This is a genomic window from Actinomadura darangshiensis (assembly GCF_004349235.1).
Taxonomy (GTDB): Bacteria; Actinomycetota; Actinomycetes; order Streptosporangiales; family Streptosporangiaceae; genus Spirillospora; species Spirillospora darangshiensis.
In genome coordinates this window covers 1-17722 of the sequence record NZ_SMKY01000052.1, presented here as the reverse complement: position 1 = coordinate 17722, position 17722 = coordinate 1, and the positions used below count along the sequence as shown (strand labels likewise).

Sequence of the window (17722 nt, the reverse complement as noted above, 5' to 3'; positions counted from 1 at the left end):
GCACATACATCCACTATCACGGGTAGGTCGGAGGAAGCCGGAGAACCGAATACGGGGGTGCGCGCCTTGGCGCTGCGGATCGAGGACTACGGCCTGCTGGGGGACACGCAGACGGCCGCGCTGGTCGGCAAGGACGGGTCGATCGACTGGCTCTGCCTGCCCCGGTTCGACTCCCCCGCCTGCTTCGCCGCGCTGCTCGGCGACGAGCACGCGGGGTTCTGGCGGGTCGCGCCCGCGGCGGGCGGGCTGTGCACGCGCCGCCGGTACCGGGGCGACACGCTGATCCTGGAGTCCGAGTGGGAGACCCCGGACGGGACGGTCCGGCTGATCGACTTCATGCCGCCGCGCGGGGAGGCCGCCGACATCGTCCGGATCGTGGAGGGCGTCAGCGGGCGCGTCCCGATGCACATGGCGATGCGGCTGCGGTTCGACTACGGGCGGATCGTGCCGTGGGTCCGGCATCGCGAGGGCGAGAACAACGCCATCGCGGGCCCGGACGCGGCGTGGCTGAAGACCCCCGTCGAGCTTGTGGGCCGCGACATGGCGACGTGCGCCGACTTCACCGTCTCCGCCGGGGACAGGGTGCCGTTCGTCCTCACCTACAAGCCGTCGCACCTGCCGCGGCCGAAGGCGGTCGGGGCCGAGCGCGCGCTGTCCGACACGGAGCTGTTCTGGTCGGACTGGATGAAGCGCTACGACTACGACGGCCGGTGGGACGACGCGGTCCGCCGGTCGCTGATCACGCTGAAGGCGCTCACCTACGCGCCGACCGGCGGCATCGTCGCCGCCGCGACCACGTCCCTGCCGGAGCAGCTCGGCGGCCCGCGCAACTGGGACTACCGGTTCTGCTGGCTGCGGGACGCGACGTTCACCCTCCAGGCGCTGCTCGGCACCGGGTTCGCCGCGGAGGCGAAGGCGTGGCGGGAGTGGCTGCTGCGCGCCGTCGCCGGCGACCCCGCCGACCTGCAGATCATGTACGGCATCGACGGCACCCGGCGGCTCACCGAGTTCACCGTCGACTGGCTCGCCGGGTACGAGGGCTCGTCGCCGGTGCGGGTGGGCAACGCCGCGTCCGACCAGTTCCAGCTGGACACCTGGGGCGAGGTCATGGACGGCCTGCACATCGCGCGCGAGGCGGACATCGGGTCGGACGAGAGCGCCTGGGACCTCCAGGTCGCCCTGATGGACTTCCTCGAAGGGCACTGGGGCGACCCCGACAACAGCCTGTGGGAGGTCCGCGGGGACCGCCGCCACTTCGTCCACTCCAAGGTGCTCGCGTGGGCGGGTGTGGACCGCGCCGTCCACGCCGTCGAGCGGCACGGCCTTGAGGGGCCCGTCGGCAGGTGGAGGGCGCTGCGCGAGCAGATCCACGCGGACGTGTGCGCGAACGGGTACGACGCCGGCCGCGGCACATTCACCCAGTTCTACGGGTCGCGCGGGCTGGACGCGGCGCTGCTGCTCATCCCGCAGGTCGGGTTCCTGCCGTGGAACGACCCGCGCGTGGTCGGCACGGTCGACGAGGTGCAGCGGGAGCTGTACCGGGACGGGTTCATGCTGCGCTACGACACGGGCGCGGACGGCGGCGTCGACGGCCTGCCCGGTGGCGAGGGCTCGTTCCTCGCGTGCACGTTCTGGCTCGCGGACGCCCTGCACGGCATCGGCCGGACGAAGCAGGCCACCGACCTGTTCGAGCGGCTGCTCGGCCTGCGCAACGACCTCGGCCTGCTCAGCGAGGAGTACGACACCGCCACCGGACGGCAGATCGGGAACACCCCGCAGGCGTACTCGCACGTCGGGCTCGTCAACACCGCAAGGCATCTGAGCGGCACGGGCCCGGCCCGCCCTCGGTCCTGATCCTCGAAGGAGAAGTGTCATGCGCGCCTTGACCGTCCTGCCGCAGAAGCGCGGCTCGCTGGCCGTCACCGACGTCGCCGACCCGGAGCCCGGGGACGGCGACCTGCTGGTCGACGGGCTCGCCGCCGGAGTGTGCGGCACCGACCGGGAGATCGCCGCCGGCGACTACGGCTGGGCACCGCCCGGCCACGACCGGCTCGTCATCGGGCACGAGTCGCTCGGCCGGGTGCGGGAGGCCCCGTCCGGCAGCGGCTTCGCCCCCGGCGACCTGGTCGTCGGCGTGGTGCGGCGGCCCGACCCCGAGCCGTGCGGGGCGTGCGCGCACGGCGAGTTCGACATGTGCCGCAACGGCGGGTACACCGAGCGCGGCATCAAGGAGATCGACGGGTACGCGAGCCAGGCGTGGCGGGTCGAAGCCGGCTACGCGGTCAAGCTGGACCCGCGGCTCGCCGAGGTCGGCGTGCTGATGGAGCCGACGTCCGTGGTCGCGAAGGCATGGGACCAGATCGAGAAGGTCGGCGCGCGGGCCTGGTTCGAGCCGCGCAAGGTGCTGGTCACGGGCGCGGGCCCGATCGGGCTGCTCGCCGCGATGCTGGGCGTCCAGCGGGGCCTCGACGTGCACGTCCTCGACCGGGTCACCGACGGGCCGAAGCCGCAGCTGGTCGCCGACCTGGGCGCCACCTACCACCACGAGGGCATCGAGAAGGCGGTCTCCGGACGGGAGCCGGACATCGTGATCGAGGCGACCGGCGTGTCCCAGCTCGTCTTCGGCGCGATGTCGTACAACGCCGCGTACGGGATCGTGTGCCTGACCGGGGTGTCGCCGACGGGACGTCCGCTGGAGGTGGACGCGGGCAGCCTGAACCGCGACATCGTGCTGCAGAACGACGCCGTCATCGGGTCGGTCAACGCGAACCTCGGGCATTACACCGCCGCGGCCGACGCGCTCGCGAAGGCGGACCTCGGCTGGCTCGGCCGGCTGATCTCCCGCCGCGTCCCGCTGGAGCGTTTCGAGGAGGCGTTCACCCCGCATCCGGACGACGTCAAGGTGGTCCTCAGCTTGGCCGAATAAAGGCGTCCAATTTCGGGCAATGCGCGCACTACCGGTGGCCGACCACGCAGAAAACCATGCGCGCGGGAACCCCGCCCGGCCAGGATGCGGGCATGACCTTCCCGCTGATGCAGGGGTACGACCACATCAATGTGGCGGCCCGGCTCGATCCGGTCGCCGCCGTGCGCGACCGGGAACTCGGCGAGCGGATATTGCGCTATCCGAAACTGTTCCCCGTCGGCTCCCCCGATTTCGGTCACGCGGTGCAATACGGAGACGAGTGGCGGATCGGATCGCTGGGCGCCGACGAGCCGTCCGCCGCCCGCTACCACCTCGCCTTCGACCTGCGGACGGCCGCGGCGGACGAACCGGACCCCGCGACCGCCCGGGCCATGACCGCGGCGGCCGCCCGGCTCGACCCCGAGGAGGGCGAGCAGCTCGCCAAGGACGAGTGGGAGATCGGCGACCGCCGGTACCGGATCGTCCGGGCCGAGAGGTTCATCCTGCTCGGCGACCGGGTGATGGAGCCGCCCCGGTCCACCGACGCCGACCTCACCGCGGACGCGCTGCTGCGCGGCCACCTGATCGACCCGCCGGCGCCGTGCGGCCAGTGGGAGGCGCAGCTGCGGCTGAACCTCGTCTGCCGGATGCCGGCGCCCGGCAGCGTCCCCGACCTCGTCCGGACGGAGGCGCGGCACGCGATCCAGACGCATCCCGCCGTCGTGCTGCTCCCGCCCGCCTTCCTCGCGGTGGAGATCGAGGACGGCGGCTGGGCGCCGCTCACCGGCGGCGACACCCCGGACGACGCCCGCGACCGGCTGGCCCGGCGCTTCACCGGCACGCTGCCGAGGCTGCGCGAGTTCGAGGGCGACCCGCCGTCCGCCGCCGAGCTCGCCGAATGGACCGCGCTCGCCGACGGCATCAGGGCGACGAAGGGCCACGAGTTCCACGTCCTCGGCCGCCGCTTCCAGACGGTCCGCGTCGGCCGCATGCTCCGCCTGGGCCGCGACGGCCCGGAGTCGCCCCGCCCCTCCGACCAGGAACGCTACGGCCTCACCACCGACGCCTGACCACCGCCCGTCCCGTCTCCGGAGCGTCAGCCGATGTTCAGGTCGCCGTGCACGTCCCGGAGCTGAACCACCCTCCCGGCCTGCCCGTTGAGGATGTTGACCACGCCGTCGTCCGACGCGGCGGCGTTGGTCTGCGCCTGGTTCCACAGGTTCCGCGCCTCCGCGCCGAACCCGGGGTCCTCGGCCATGAGGTGCTCGACGACGGAGGAGAGGGTGGCGATCCTGTCGGGCGCCGGATCGGCGATGGCCCGTTCCAGTGCCTCTTCATCGGACGCACGGCCGCGAAAGCGCTCGCGGACCCGCCGGGACAGCTCCGCGACGGCCGCCCGGACCGGCTCCCCGGCGACCTCCACCGCCTTGCCCGCCATCGCGGTGGCGATGGCCACGGTCATCGGATCGGTCACCGTCACAGTTCACCACGCCGGGATCGGCAAGCCAACACCATTTTGACTGAATTGCAGTAAATGGCATGACCAAAAATGCCTGCCGAATCGCGAGCGTTACCGGAAAACCGGGCGTCCGGGTAGGTTGATCGCAAAGCGGAAAAATCAACACTCCGCCGAACCAATGGGATGGAATCGAACGTGCAGTCTCCCGACGAACGGGACCGGTGGGCCAACGAGCTGACGGGGAGGATAGCGGGCTCCAGCGTCCAGGCCGGCTCCATCGCCGGCGGTGTGCACATCACCGCGCCCGGTGGAACGGTCCTTCCCACCCCCGCGCAACTGCCGCCACCGGGCCTGTTCGCCAACCGGCTCCGTGAGCTGGCGGAACTGGAGGCGCTCGGCGGGCGGCCGGGACCGGTGGTGATCACCGGGCCCGGCGGCGTCGGGAAGACCACGCTGGCCCTGCACTGGCTGCACCGGATCAAGGACGGCTACGAGGGCCAGCTGTTCATCGACCTGCGCGGCTTCTCCGGGACGGAGCCGCTCCCGCCCGACGAGCCACTGGAACGCTTCCTGCGGGCCCTCGGCGCGTCCCCGGAGAGCATCCCGGCAGGCACCGACGAGCAGTCCGCGCTGTTCCGGTCGATGACCACCGGGCGCCGCTTGGTCGTGCTGCTCGACAACGCCGTCTCGGCGGCGCAGGTCCGCCCGCTGCTCCCCGGGGACGGGGAGTCGCTGGTCGTGGTCACCTCGCGCCACCGCCTGACCGGCCTCGTGGTGGACGGCGCGCGGTTCCTGGACGTCGACCCGCTCGGCGTGCCCGGGGCGCTGGAGCTGCTCGAACGCCTCATCGGCGCCGACCGGATCGGCGCGGAGAGCGACCACGCCCGGTCGCTGGTCACGCTGTGCGGGACGCTGCCGCTGGCGGTCTGCGCGTCCGGCGCCCGCCTCGCCGCGCGGCGGCGCTGGCCGATCGCCCGCGCCGTGGCGGAACTCGGCGACGAGGCGCGGCGGCTCTCCGCCCTGCGCACCGGCGAGGGCGACATCTCGGTCAGCGCCGTCTTCAACACCTCCTACCAGGCCCTGGACGAGGAGCACGCGACGGCCTACCGGCTGCTCGGCGCCCACCCCGGGCCCGATCTCGGCGTCGCCGCCGCGGCCGCCCTCATCGGGACGGACGAACACCGCACTGCGGACCTTCTGCACGGCCTGGCGGACGCCAGCCTCCTGCTCGAAGGGCCCGGCGACCGGTACGGCTTCCACGACCTCGTCCGCCTGCACGCGCGGGACGCGTCCCTCTCAGCGGTGTCGGATCACGAGACGGCGTTCGCCCGGCTCGCCGACTGGTACCTGACGACCGCCGTGGCCGCCGACCTCGCCCTGATGCCGGGGCGCTGGCATCTCGGCGACCGGTACGCCGACCCGCCACCGGACGGCCTCTTCACGTCCCGCGCGGCGGCACTGGAGTGGCTCGGCCGGGAGCAGCAGAACCTGGCGGCGGTCGCGCAGGAAGCGCACGACACCGGGCGGCACGCCGTCACCTGGCAGCTCGCCGAGGCGATGTGGCCGCTGTTCCTGCAGCGCAAGCACTATCCGTCCTGGATCCGGATGTACGAGTTGGGGCTCGCCGCCGCCGAGTCCTGCGGCGACCTAAAGGCCCAGGCGCGGATGCTGGAAGGGCTCGGGATCGCCCACAGCAACCTCCAGGACTTCGGCACGGCGGCCGGCCTGTACGAGACCGCTCTCGCCCTGGAGCGACGGACCGGCCATCGGCTCGGTGAGGGGTCCGCGCTCGAAGGACTCGGCGTCGTGGCGCTCGCCACCGGCGCCCCGTCCCGCGCGGTCGAGTTGTTCGCCGAGGCGCGGGACGTGCACGTCGACCAGGGACGTCCGCGCGGGATCGCGCTGATGGACCGGCACATCGGCGAGGCGCTCAGCGCGGTGGACCGGCACGCCGAGGCCGAGGAGACGCTGACCGGCGCCCTGGAGATCTTCCGGCGACTGGACGAGCCGTACCACGTCGCGCGGACGCTCACGTGCCTCGGCCAGGCCCGGCTGCGGGCGGGCCACCCGGACGAGGCCGCCGCCGCCCTCCGCGAGGCCCGCGGCATCGCTCGGGAAACGGACACACCACACGTAGAGGCCGGCGCACTGCACGAACTCGCCCGGGTAGCCGGGCACCAGGGCGACCCGGCGGCCGAGCGCCTGTTTCTGGAACAGGCGCTGGCCATCTACACAGAATTGGGTTCTCCCCAAGCGTCGCCGGTCAGAGAGCGACTCGCCGAGTTCCCGGCCGTGCCGCCCGGCGATCCCGCATCCTGACCACCGTGACCGTGTTGCCGCGGACAAGGGTGAGCCGGGCGAGCGCGCCGGGCGGCCCGCCCGTCACGAGCCAGGTGTGCAGGGCAGACGCGGCCATGGCGGCATCGTCGGCCGTGCACGTCCCGCCGAGGACCGGGTCGAGTCGCGCCTCCAGATCGCCGGCGGCGACCAGGCAGCCCCGCCGGGCGACGGCCACCACGACAAGGCATCCCGGGTGGGCTCTGCGGAGCCGTTCCGGGTCCTCGGTCCCGCAGACGATCACGTCCGCACAGGTCAGCCAGGCCGGGGACGTCTCGTCGGGCCCTGCGACGATGTGCTCGTCGCAGGGCGGCGATACGGGGCCGTCGGCGGGTGAGCGCCGGAACGTCAGCGTCCGCCCGCCGATGAGCACGCGCTCCGTGCCCGGCAGGTCGTCCCAGACCTTCACCAGCGTGGCCATCACGCCGCCTGCCGGAGGCCGGGGACCGGAAGCGGAACGGGCTCGACGTCCGGTGGGCGTTCCCGGTCGGGCAGCCGCAGCAGCCGGTACATCTCCCCGCGGATGAGACGGGCCGCCTCACCCGGCCGGGAGCTGATGGCGTCCCGCATCGCGGCATGGATCCGTCCGGAGAAGGCGTGCGCCGCCTCCTCCAGCTGCGGGGCCAGCGGCCGGTCCCAGTCGACGCGCGGCGCGACCGCGCCCAGCCCGGCGACGTGGGTTCCGGGTGCCACGCGGTCCTCCGGGAAGGTGCCGAGCAGCACCGGGACCCCGATGGCGGCGCCGTAGCAGGTGACCGACCCGTGATCGCCGACAAGGACGTCGGAGGCGACCAGGCCCGCGCGCCAGCCCTCCTCGGGAGGGAACAGCCGGACGCCGAGCCGCAGGCAGTCCGCGTGCCAGGCGAGTACCTGACGCCTGCCATGGTAGGACCACACGTTCGGGTGCAGGGCGGCGACGACCTGGTACCGGTCGCACGGCAGCGCGGCGGCGACCCGCAACAGCAGGTCGGGATGTCTGCCGAGCAGCGAGTCCCCCCTCCAGGTGGAGCTGACGAAGACGAGCCGCCGCCCCGGCCGCACGCCGAGCGCCCGCCGGTACACGTTCCGGTAGGGCAGGCTCGCCAGCAGCCGGTCGAGGCACGGGTCGCCGCCGGTGAACCCCACGGGACGCGCCTCCGGGCACTCGCGTTCCAGCATCGCCAGATGCCGGTCGTGCGCCAGGACGATCGACGACGGCACGACGCGTCCGGCGACGACGAGGCGTTCCCTGATCAAGCCGCTGACCGGACGTGCGGCGGGCGGCCCGGCGCCGGCGCCGCGGGCGACCAGCTTCCCGGGACCCGCCCCGTGCAGCAGGGTCATGACCGGCCCATGCAGCTTCTCCAGCATCCCGTGACCGGCCGCCACGACGAGATCCCACTTGGTGCCCATGGCCTGCCGCCAGGGCACCACCAGCCCTTCAAGGCCGCGCAGATGCGCGTCCAGGCCGCCGGTGTAAGCCGAGGCCGGCGAGGCCGTGTACGCGACCGCGACCCGCTGGTCGCTCTCCAGCAGCGGCATGACGTCGGCGAGCCGCGTCGCAGCCGCCAGATGGTGCGCGACGGCGAGGACCGTCCGCCGCGCCTGCACCGTCGAGCCTTTCAGAGCGTCCAGTCCGAACGGACCGGGAACCCATTCGTCTACCGGGAGGTTCATCTCAGCCTCCCCGGCAGGCGTGGCCGAGCGGTTCCCCGTCCCGGCAGCCGATGCGGAAGGGCGGCGAGACCGGGTCCGCCACGGGGATCGTGGCGGGCTGCGGCAGCCGCAGCAGCCCGTACATCAGGCTGCGCATGTTGCGGTCGAACCGTCCCGGCTCGGACGTGATCCGCCCGAGCACGGGCCGGACCCGCTCCGGCCGCCACCGCGCCGCCGCCTCCGTCAACTGCGGGCGGACGGGACGGTGCGCCGCGAGCCGGACGGCGAGGAAGCGCAGCGCGTCCCCCGGCGCCGGGCCGGTGACGAGCACCGGCACACCGACGATCGTCCCGTATCGAGTCACCGGCCCCGGAGGGCCGACGATCCAGTCGGCGGCGACGAGGGCTGCGCGCCAGTCCGCCTCCGGCGGCATGAGCCCGAGGCCGTCCCGCAGGTGGACGGCGAGCCCCGGCCCGTCCGGGCACCGGCCGCCCGGCTCGGGTATGCCAAGAACGTGGTATTGGTCGGACGGCAGTTCGGCGAGCAGGCGGCCCACGACGTCCAGCGACCGGCAGCGCGTGCACGCACCCGTGCTGTTGGGCAGGGCGACCACGACGAGTCCGCGCCGCCCGCCGACGCCCAGGGCGCGCCGGTAGAAGTCGCGCAACGGCAGGCTCGCCACCAGCCTGTCGTGGTCGGAGTCACCGACCACCGCCCCATGGCCGTCCTCGGCATCGGGGGGACGGTCCAGGCGGTGGGCGTAGGTGGACACGGTCGGTGCACGCCTGTGCGTGACGTCCTCCGGGACCGCTCCCGGCAGAACGATGAGCGGAGCATTCGGCAGGCCCTCCGGGACCCGGGATGCGGTGACGACCAGGCCGACGTCACCGGCCTCCAGTTCAGACCAGGGCAGCGGTGCTGCGCCCGCGTCCTTGAGCATCACCTCCACGGCGGCCGAGGACGGCCCGGGGGCCGCCGTGAAGAGCACGCGCAGCCGCGGGTCGGTTCCCGCGAGCCGAGCGACGTCCAGTGCGGGCTGCCCGGATACGGGCGAACCCACGACCACCAGCACGGTGCGCCGATCCCCAAGGCGCTCCCACCAGCCAGGGTCGAACCCGGTCAGGGCCCGACGCCATTCGAAGCCGGTCATTGCGGTCAACGAACCCCCTTTGACCTCGGATGCGAACATCCGTCCCTCCGTCGCAGATCGAAAGGATCTGCCTCCGGAATCGAGTGTCGATCGGGGGGCTTGACGAAAACTTGCAATCACCCTGACTCAGTGAGTAGCGAGACTCCCGGGTGGCCAGGTGAATGCGTCTCCACTCTGGCCATTCGGTGCGCACGGTGCCAAAATCGGCTCAGGAGGAGATTTCCACAAAGGGGAACCGGTGGAGTTCCGCGTCATAGGGCCCGTTGAGCTGTGGATTAACGGCCGGCGGCGCGACCTCGGAACGACCAAGGAACGGTGCGTGCTGGCCGTGCTGCTGCTCAGCCCGCGGCAGCCGGTGCCCGCCGAGGCCCTCATCCGCCGCGTGTGGGACGACGCCCCGCCGGCCAAGGCGCGGCAGAGCCTCTACTCCTACATGACGCGGCTGCGGCGCCGGCTCGAAGGGGTCCCGGACGTCGCACTGCGATCCCGGCAGGGCGCCTACCTCATCGACGTCGCGGACGAATCCGTCGACCTGCACCTGTTCCGGCGGCTGCGGGACCAGGCCCGGGCGATCTCCGAAAGCGGCGACGACGAATACGCCCTCGACCACCACCGCCGGGCGGCGGAGCTGCATCGGGCCGAACCGCTCGCCGACCTCACCGGCGGCTGGGCCGAACGCACCCGCCGCAATCTCGAACAGGAATTGCTGGCCGCCGCGTTCCTCCGTATCGACCTGGAACTGCAGCGCGGAAACCACACCGACCTCGTCCGCGAACTCTACGACCTCACCGAACGCCACCCTCAGCACCAGTGGCCGGTCGAACGGCTCATGGTCGCGCTCTACCGCAGCGGGCGGCAGGCCGAGGCCCTGGAGGTCTACCGGCGCACCCGCGACCTCCTCGTGGCGGAGTCGGGGACCGACCCGGGCCCTGGAATGCGGCGAATCCAGCAGCAGATCCTGCGAGGCGACCCGGAGCTGCTGCGGGTCCCCGGCACCCAGCTGAGCGTCGACCGCCGCCCGCACACGCTGCCGCACGACGCGCGCGTATTCGTCGGACGCGATGACGAACTGCGGCAGCTCATGGAGATGGTGCCGACCGCCGGCGGCTCAACCGTGACCGTGATCGCCCTCGACGGCATGGCGGGGGTCGGCAAATCGATGCTCGCCGTCCATCTCGCACATCGGCTGACCCCGCATTTCCCGGACGGCCAGATGTTCCTCTCATTGCACGCGCACGACGCCCGGCAGAGGCCGCTCACCCCGTCGGAGGCCCTCGACACGCTGTTCCGCATGATCGGCGTCCCCGCGACGCGGGTGCCTGCGGCACTGGACGAACGCGCCGCGCTCTGGCGGTCCGAGCTGGCGGGCAGCCGCGCGATCATCGTCCTGGACGACGCCGCCGGACGCGACCAGGTCGAACCCCTGCTGCCCGGCTCCGCGGGTTGCCTGGTGATCGTGACCAGCCGGCGCCGGCTCACCGGGCTGCACGACGCCTGGGCGCTGCCGCTGGAGACCCTGCCCGTCCCGGACGCGATGGCCCTGTTCACCGCCATCGCGGGGACCGGGCGCGCGGAACCCGGCGCCAACGTCGCCGAGGTGGTCGAACTGTGCGGACGCCTGCCGCTCGCGGTGAACATGGCCGCGAGCCGGCTACGCCACCGCCGCGCCTGGGACACCCGCGACCTGCTGGCCCGGCTCACCCCGGACGATCGGCGGCTGGACGAGCTGCGCGATGAGGACCGCGAGATCACGACCGTGTTCGAGGATTCCTACCGCGCACTTCCGCCGAAGTTGCGCGACGCGTTCCGCTCGTTCGGGCTGCACCCCGGACCGGACCTGACGGCGCACGCGGCCGCGGCCGGGCTGGCGTGTCCGGTAAGGGAGGCCGAGCGAATCCTGGAGGAACTGCTCGACCGGCACCTGATCACCGAGCCCACCCGCGGCCGCTACCGCTTCCACGACCTCGTCCACGACTACGCCCGCCGCCTGGCCCGCGAGGCCGACTCCGACGAGGACCGGACCCGGACCGTCCACCGGATCCTCGACTTCCACCTGGCGGCGGCCGACCGCGCGGACCGGCTGCTGTCCCCCCACCGGCCGCCGTCCGGCGCGCCGTCCGACCCGCCTCCGGGACCACCACCGTTGGCGGACGCCGCGGCGGCCGCCGAGTGGTTCGCCGCCGAGCACAACTGCCTGCTGAACGCCGCCGCCGAAGCCGACCGCACCGGCCTCCCGGAACATGTCGCCCGGTTCGCCCGCGTCCTGGCCGGGCACCTTGAGTCACGTGGTCATTGGGACGTGGCGGAACGCCTCCATTCCCGCGCGATCGAGGCGCTGCGGGGGTTGGACGATTGGCCGGGCACCGCTCGCGCACTGGCCGACCTGAGCAACATCCGCTTCCGCGGCGGCCAGTACGACGGCGCGATGCAGGACGCGGAGAAGGCGCTGAGGATCTACCGGTCGATCGGCGACCGCCGGGGAGAGGCCCACATTCTCGGGCACATCAGCCTCGTCCATTGGCATCAGTCCCGTTTCCCCGAGGCATTGGCCGGCTGCCGGGAGGCACTGGAAATCCACCGGACACTCGGCGACCGGCACGGCGAGGCCGGCAGTCTCGACCGCATCGCGATCTTCTTGGAGTTCACCGGCCGCTACCGGGAGGCCGAACGGCTCCGCCTGGCCGCGCTCGCGATCTTCGCCGAGATCGACGACCCGCACGGCCGCACGATGGCCCTGAACAACATGGGGGATCTCGCGCTGCGTATGGGGGACGTGAAGGCGGCCGTGAGCTACTACGAGGAGTCCGCGTCCGCCGCCACGGAACTGGATCGCCAGCATCAGGCGATCGTCCTCATCAACATGGCGAATATAAGCCGCCACACGGCCGACCATGAAACAGCTCTCGAGAGCTACCGCAAGGCTTTGACCATCACGGTGGAATTGGGCGACAAGCGAAACCAGATCGAAATACTCATTGGCATCGGCGCCACGTTCCACAACACCGGCCACTATGACGAGGCCCTCATTCACCACGAACGCGCCCTGGCCGTTTCCCGTACTATCAGCGAGAGATACGAGGAAGCCCTCGCCCTCCGCCACCTGGGCGAGACCCTGGCAGCGTCCGGCCGCTACCCGGCGGCCATCGAGCATCTGCAGCAGGCACGCGCCCTGGCGGCCCAGATCGGCGTCCCTTACGAGATGGCCAAGGCCCTGGAATCCCTGGGAACCGCTTCCCTGCACGTCCAAGGCCACACCGAGGCCCGCCAACACTGGCAGGAAGCGCTCCGCATCTACAGCGCCATCGGCCTCCCCGAACCCGCCGCACTGAAGTCGCGTCTACGCGCCCTAGACCAGGCCACCGGCGCCTAGAGCACGTTCCATCCGTTGAAGTGCCTCATTCTCCCTGCCTCAACAGGGCACAACGCGGCCGTGGCCACGTACACTGCCGCTGACACTAGGACGCGTTCTAGATATCCGTTCCAGTTTCAGCGACAGGCACCTGACCACAATCATCCGCAAACCCGACTTTTCAGACGAACGTTACATTCCGCCGTTGCGTCGAGATCGCCGAGATCCCTTCCGCTTGGCCACGGACAACGGTACGTTTATCGCGACAGATCAGGATTGCATGACATCAGTGCACGATTGAGGTTTTCAATGGCGAAACGCCTATTTGCGGTGGTCGGCTTGGCCGCCGCCTTTCTGGCACTGACCGCCGCGCAAGCGAGCGCGGCGGTCCTGGTGCACATGACCTAGCAAGGCCACGTTGGGCGGGTGGGGCGCCACGCCTCACCCGCCCAACGCTGATCTTCACGGGTCTTGGGCCGATGATCACCCGGGCCTCCAGCGATGCCGCGCCGCCAGGCGCGAAGGGCCCTGGACCAGGTTGGTCAAGATCAGTGCGGCTTTGCGAGTCGCAGAGCTGCGGTGTGGTTTGCCTGGAGGCCGCGAACCGGGTGGAGGAGTTCCCTGTCTCCACCCGGCCTGGTCAGACGGGCTACTGGAGGGGTAGGCGCGGGTTACCGCGATCAGGTCGCCGTCCTCGCGTGTGGAGGAGACCAGGTCGCGGGGTGGCGGTTTGAAGCCGGGCGCGGTCGTCAGGCCCGTGGTCTCCGCGATCGCGGTGAGGCGGCGTCCATCCGGGACGCGCACGATGATCGAGGTGCCGCCGGCGTGCAGGCCGCGGAAGCGGACCTCCCCCGGCCAGGCCTTCAGCCGCCTCCCCTCGACCGTGACCCGCGCGGGCCCTGGAGCCCCTGCACGACCATCGACGCCTCAGTGATCGGCCCGTCGAAGCGCAGCGTCACCGAGCGGGCGCCACGCCCAACGGTCACCCGCAGCCGGAGGAGGTCACCGTCGCGGACAGTGACCTGGACACGGGGGCCACCCGTCCGGATCGGCTGAGCCGGACCCGTCCATCGCAGGTTGCGCGTATCCGGGCGGAAGGCCGCTCTGGTCGTGGCCGGACACGTATTGCCGAGTCCAGGAACCGGGGTCCGCATCGCCGCCCACCCAGTACGAGGTACCGCCGCCGGCGTCCATCACATAGGCCAGGTGCGTACGGCGCGGGCGCGTCTCGTCGCCGATGTTGACGGCAACCCCGACCACGGCCAGTAGGACGGCGAGTGCGAGAGCCGACGGCAGGACGAGCGCGGCCCGCCGTTCGGGCAGGACGAGTTCGGCGAGGGGAAGCAGCGTCAGTCCCAGCAGCGCGAGCGCCAGCGCGGGCAGGCTCGCGAGCTTGAGCTCCAGGCCGTCGAACGCGGCTGCGTCCACGGGGGCAGCAGAAGCGCGGGGACGGCGAGCCCGAGCACCAGCACCGCGAACCGGCAGCACGGCAGCCGGACGGCCCCGGTCCCGGCCAGCGCGCACGCCAGGGCAGACGACGTGCACAGGAATGCGGCACCAGGCGCGACCCTCGCGAGCAGGACGCCCAGGCCCATCGGTCAGGCGGGGGCGCCGACCGCGAGTGCGGCAGGGCCAAGCCTGCGGCGCAGCGGTGTGTACCAGAGCAGCAACGCGAGCACGGCCAGCACGGCGACGGCCGCTCGGAAGGGCCCCGGCCGGTGTAGCAGGCCGCCCATCGCGTCGTATTCCGGATGTACGCCCGCCAGGACGATCCACAGCACCTCCGCCAACACGGCCGCCACAAACAGCAGCACCGCGGACACCGCGGCGATCAGCGTGCGCGGCAGGCTCGCGAGCCTGCCGATTCCGCACGGCCGCGACCAGCCCGCCGTACGCCAGGGCCGACATGACGGCCGGCACCGGCACGATCGCCCCGGGGTAGGTCCACCATCGTCCCGGGCAGCCGGAAGTAGGTCTTGTCGCCCCGGCCGTCGAGATCGGCAAGATCGGTGTTCCCGAGCGTGCGGGTGAGGGCGAGCATGGTGGCGCCCTGATGCTGCAGGCTGCCGCGGTCGAGGTTGGCGATGGAGTCGGTGGCGGTGTGGTGATGCGAACCGCGCTCGATCCAGGCGAAGTTCATGCCCTCGAACCCGGCTTCGGACAGCGGGGTGAAGTCGGCGTTGTTCGGCAGCATGCGGTAGAGCTCGACCATCGAGGAGTCGCCGTGCGGTCTCGGTGCCGCGTCCGCGAACGCGCCGACCAGCCCGCATTGCCCCGGCTCGTCTCGAACAGCAGCATGGGCCCGCCCGCTCCGCGCGCCTCGAAGTTGAGCAGCACGCCCTTGGCCCGGCCGAGCGAGTGTTCCCGGGCGAACGCCTCGGCGCCGAGGACGCCGTCCTCCTCCCCGTCAGGCAGCAACAGCACCAGGTCGTTGCGCAGAGGGCCGTGTTCGCGCAGTGCCCGCGCCGTCTCCCGGATCGCGGCCACCGGCGCGCCGTCGTCGGACGCGCCGGGCCCCATCGCCGCGGAGTCGTAGTGCGCGGCCGGCAGAGCGTCCCGGTGGAGTCGCTGCCGGGCAGCGTGGCGACCACGTTCTCCACCTGGCCGAACGTCGCGAGGCCCGTCCCCGAGGACGCTCCGACCGCCCGTTGCACCTGTACGCCGACCCCGTCGGCCCGCAGGCGTCCGACGAGGTACTCGCATGTCCGGGAGCTCGCGGGACTGCCGATCGGGCGCGGCTCGGTGGCGAACCGGCCGAGATGGCCGAGGGCCCGCGCGGCGCTGAACTCGCCCGCCGGGGTTTCCGCGGGCAGCGGGCTCGGCGGCCCGTCCACCGCCGCCGCGACGAATGCGATCGCACCGAGATTCAGGACCGCGAGGACGCCGGCGAGCAACCGGCGCGGCATAGAGCGCACAGGCCATCCAGCCTGGGCAGCGGACGTCGAAACGTCCTTAGCTAGCACCACAGCGTCGGACGTGCCCGGCGGCGAAGGGGGGTCTGTCATACGGGGCCCAGGTACGATGTATGACATGGCCAAGTCGCTCCCAACCATCGAGCTCCCGCTGGAGTGGGACGAGGGCAACCTCGTCCACGCTCAGGCGCACGGGGTGAAGAAGGAGGAGATCGAGCAGGTCGTCCGCAACGACCACGACCTGCTTCAGTCCCGTATGAAGGACGGGACTCCCGTTCCTGATCACTACCTTCTGGTGGGTGAGACCGACGAGGGGAAGGCGATCACTGTCGTGATCAAATACCCGGTTACCCTGGAAAGGGACTTGGGAACTCAAGAGCTCGAAATGGCTAGACCAATCACTGCATACGACACTCCAAGAAAAGGGGGATGATGGCTAAAAAGGTTAAGAAATTCGAAGACATGACCGAGGGCGAACGCGCAGAGTGGTTCTATGAGAACCGTGCGGAACTGGCCGAAAATTCTACTCCCGCCACTCTGGAGCGCGTGGTGTCCGTCCGGATCAGCACCGAGGATCTCAACTCCATTGTGGATGCAGCCAAAAAGGAAGGGCTAACGCCATCGACCTTTATCCGAATGGCCGCGATCGAGGCAGCCACGCGCTCTGCCCCCGGACCAGCGTCCGTGATGTCGGCAGAGGACACGCAAGAGCTCCAGGCCGATGTCAGACGGGTCATGGAGGGGATGGCTCAGATTTCAACACTGCTAGAGCGGCAAGGAATTGGCATTATCACAGAGAGCATGATGCAGTCAATGCCGAAGCTTCTCCTAAGCAACCCGCACAAGGCAGAAAGGAAGCCAAAGAAGCCATCAAGTCATACCCGAAAGCGAGGATCTCGGAAAAAGCCAGCCTCTGATCGAAGCTAGCGTCCTGTATCTGAAGTAGCAAACTCCTGTGCCAGATGGATCATGCTGTTGTGGATCTTTCGAAAGGGAAGCGTTCGGCGCTGGAATTGAGCCGGGCCGCTACTCGGCCGCCTCCGAGCCCGTTCGTTAGCCACCTGGACACGCCTCCCGCACGAGGAGACGAGGGCTTGGGAAGGGTCGGGACGCGACACTCCTGCACTTCCAGGGAAGCGACGCGGCCCGCCGCTCCTGACAGGAGGCGGTCTACCACTCTGCATCAATCGGACATAAGCCGCATACGCCTATCAGCCACAAGAAGCCCAGAAATTGACGGGCATCCACCAGGATGACGCCTGTAGCGTGGCTACGCGGTACCCGAAGCGCTCTGTCTGCTACCCAGGGAAATTTCAGATGAATTGTCCAATAAACGTGATCCTGGGTGGCACCATAGCGCTCGCTCTGGCACTGGTGCATATGACCGGGCTGCCTTCATCTCCCGTGAACGCGACCACTGCGGCGAAACCTCCCGTGCATATGACGTCGGTCCATCGCGTCTGAACTGGTCGAATCCAAGAGACCGGACCGAGTAGAACCATCTACCCAGGCGCACAAGACCATAGCGCCCCAGCGCGTAGGGGCAGCGCCGGCGGTGGCGATGGGTGCGTGGAACTGGCAGCTCTTACTGGCGTAATCGGTGTGCGTGACAGCAAGGCCCCTCTCATGCTCTCCCCGGAGACTTCACCCAGCTCATCACCGCCGCAAAGCGAGGAGAGCTGCACCTGATAGTCCCTTGAACCCCCTGAGCAGCACGAGCGGCCTCGCCTTCTGGCCGGGGCCGCTCGTACGTGCGGATGCCTGCACCACTTGCGTCATGGCCTTGCTAGGGGGCGCCAACCTGATTTTCGTTGAGTGTTGGGTTGGTGATCGCTGGGGCTTCACCATGTGCGCGCCATGATCAGCGGGCTGTTTCCGCTGAGAGGGGCAATGCTGATGCGCAGAGTCATGTTCCAGGTGTTCGCCGCCGGTGTGCTGGTGGCCGGGGTCGGGGGTGCGCCGGCGTTCGCGGAGG

The 17722-nt window shown here is 70.8% G+C and carries 14 protein-coding genes and 1 pseudogene; 8 read left to right on the top strand and 7 right to left on the bottom strand.

Annotated elements, in window-relative coordinates:
* Window positions 1–72: 72 nt before the first annotated feature.
* From E1293_RS14365 to E1293_RS14355, 3 genes are all read left to right on the top strand, one after another.
* Window positions 73–1854, top strand: a complete 1782-nt coding sequence (locus tag E1293_RS14365; protein WP_481726030.1) for a glycoside hydrolase family 15 protein — start codon at window positions 73–75, stop codon at window positions 1852–1854.
* 19 nt (window positions 1855–1873) lie between these two features.
* Complete coding sequence (locus E1293_RS14360) at window positions 1874–2926, top strand: glucose 1-dehydrogenase (RefSeq protein ID WP_132197883.1); 1053 nt, start codon at window positions 1874–1876, stop codon at window positions 2924–2926.
* A 92-nt stretch (window positions 2927–3018) separates the two neighbouring features.
* The gene (locus E1293_RS14355; RefSeq protein WP_132197882.1) at window positions 3019–3975 is read left to right on the top strand and encodes a DUF5954 family protein; all 957 of its coding nucleotides are present in this window, start codon (window positions 3019–3021) and stop codon (window positions 3973–3975) included.
* Between the two features lie 26 nt (window positions 3976–4001).
* Here the strand turns inward: E1293_RS14355 and E1293_RS14350 are convergent, their stop codons facing one another.
* A complete protein-coding gene (locus tag E1293_RS14350; protein WP_132197881.1) occupies window positions 4002–4379 on the bottom strand; it encodes a hypothetical protein in 378 nt (125 codons plus the stop codon).
* Between the two features lie 180 nt (window positions 4380–4559).
* Here E1293_RS14350 and E1293_RS14345 point away from each other — a divergent pair, with 180 nt between their 5' ends.
* Window positions 4560–6683, top strand: coding sequence for an ATP-binding protein (locus E1293_RS14345; protein WP_165978218.1), 2124 nt, complete (start codon window positions 4560–4562; stop codon window positions 6681–6683).
* Here E1293_RS14345 and E1293_RS14340 read toward each other — a convergent pair.
* The 3 genes from E1293_RS14340 to E1293_RS14330 are packed head-to-tail and all read right to left on the bottom strand — an operon-like array spanning window position 6628 to window position 9495.
* Complete coding sequence (locus tag E1293_RS14340) at window positions 6628–7122, bottom strand: hypothetical protein (RefSeq protein ID WP_132197879.1); 495 nt, start codon at window positions 7120–7122, stop codon at window positions 6628–6630. The genes E1293_RS14345 and E1293_RS14340 overlap by 56 nt on opposite strands.
* The gene (locus tag E1293_RS14335) at window positions 7122–8357 is read right to left on the bottom strand and encodes a hypothetical protein (RefSeq protein ID WP_132197877.1); all 1236 of its coding nucleotides are present in this window, start codon (window positions 8355–8357) and stop codon (window positions 7122–7124) included. Before E1293_RS14335 ends, E1293_RS14340 begins: the two co-directional genes overlap by 1 nt.
* Window position 8358: 1 nt before the next feature.
* Entirely contained in the window at window positions 8359–9495 is a 1137-nt protein-coding gene (locus E1293_RS14330; protein WP_132197875.1) for a hypothetical protein, read from the bottom strand.
* Window positions 9496–9724: 229 nt separating this feature from the next.
* Here E1293_RS14330 and E1293_RS14325 point away from each other — a divergent pair, with 229 nt between their 5' ends.
* Window positions 9725–12856, top strand: a complete 3132-nt coding sequence (locus E1293_RS14325) for an AfsR/SARP family transcriptional regulator (protein WP_165978217.1) — start codon at window positions 9725–9727, stop codon at window positions 12854–12856.
* Between the two features lie 981 nt (window positions 12857–13837).
* Here E1293_RS14325 and E1293_RS14320 read toward each other — a convergent pair.
* The 3 genes and pseudogenes from E1293_RS14320 to E1293_RS49450 form a co-directional block, all read right to left on the bottom strand.
* On the bottom strand, window positions 13838–14263 hold the full coding sequence (locus tag E1293_RS14320) for a hypothetical protein (protein WP_132197871.1): 426 nt from the start codon (window positions 14261–14263) through the stop codon (window positions 13838–13840).
* A gap of 170 nt (window positions 14264–14433) precedes the next feature.
* Entirely contained in the window at window positions 14434–14658 is a 225-nt protein-coding gene (locus tag E1293_RS14315; protein WP_132197869.1) for a hypothetical protein, read from the bottom strand.
* Window positions 14659–14666: 8 nt separating this feature from the next.
* Window positions 14667–15355: pseudogene (locus E1293_RS49450) on the bottom strand (M28 family peptidase).
* Between the two features lie 510 nt (window positions 15356–15865).
* Between E1293_RS49450 and E1293_RS14300 the strand changes: the two are divergent.
* The 3 genes from E1293_RS14300 to E1293_RS50190 all read left to right on the top strand — a co-directional run bounded on the left by E1293_RS14300 (window position 15866) and on the right by E1293_RS50190 (window position 17436).
* Window positions 15866–16180: a hypothetical protein gene (locus tag E1293_RS14300; RefSeq protein WP_132197863.1), complete on the top strand. Its 315-nt coding sequence runs from the start codon at window positions 15866–15868 to the stop codon at window positions 16178–16180.
* Window positions 16177–16674: a hypothetical protein gene (locus E1293_RS14295; RefSeq protein ID WP_132197861.1), complete on the top strand. Its 498-nt coding sequence runs from the start codon at window positions 16177–16179 to the stop codon at window positions 16672–16674. The genes E1293_RS14300 and E1293_RS14295 overlap by 4 nt, the downstream gene beginning before the upstream one ends.
* 546 nt (window positions 16675–17220) lie before the next feature.
* Window positions 17221–17436, top strand: a complete 216-nt coding sequence (locus tag E1293_RS50190; protein WP_341770187.1) for a DUF397 domain-containing protein — start codon at window positions 17221–17223, stop codon at window positions 17434–17436.
* Window positions 17437–17722 lie beyond the last annotated feature (286 nt).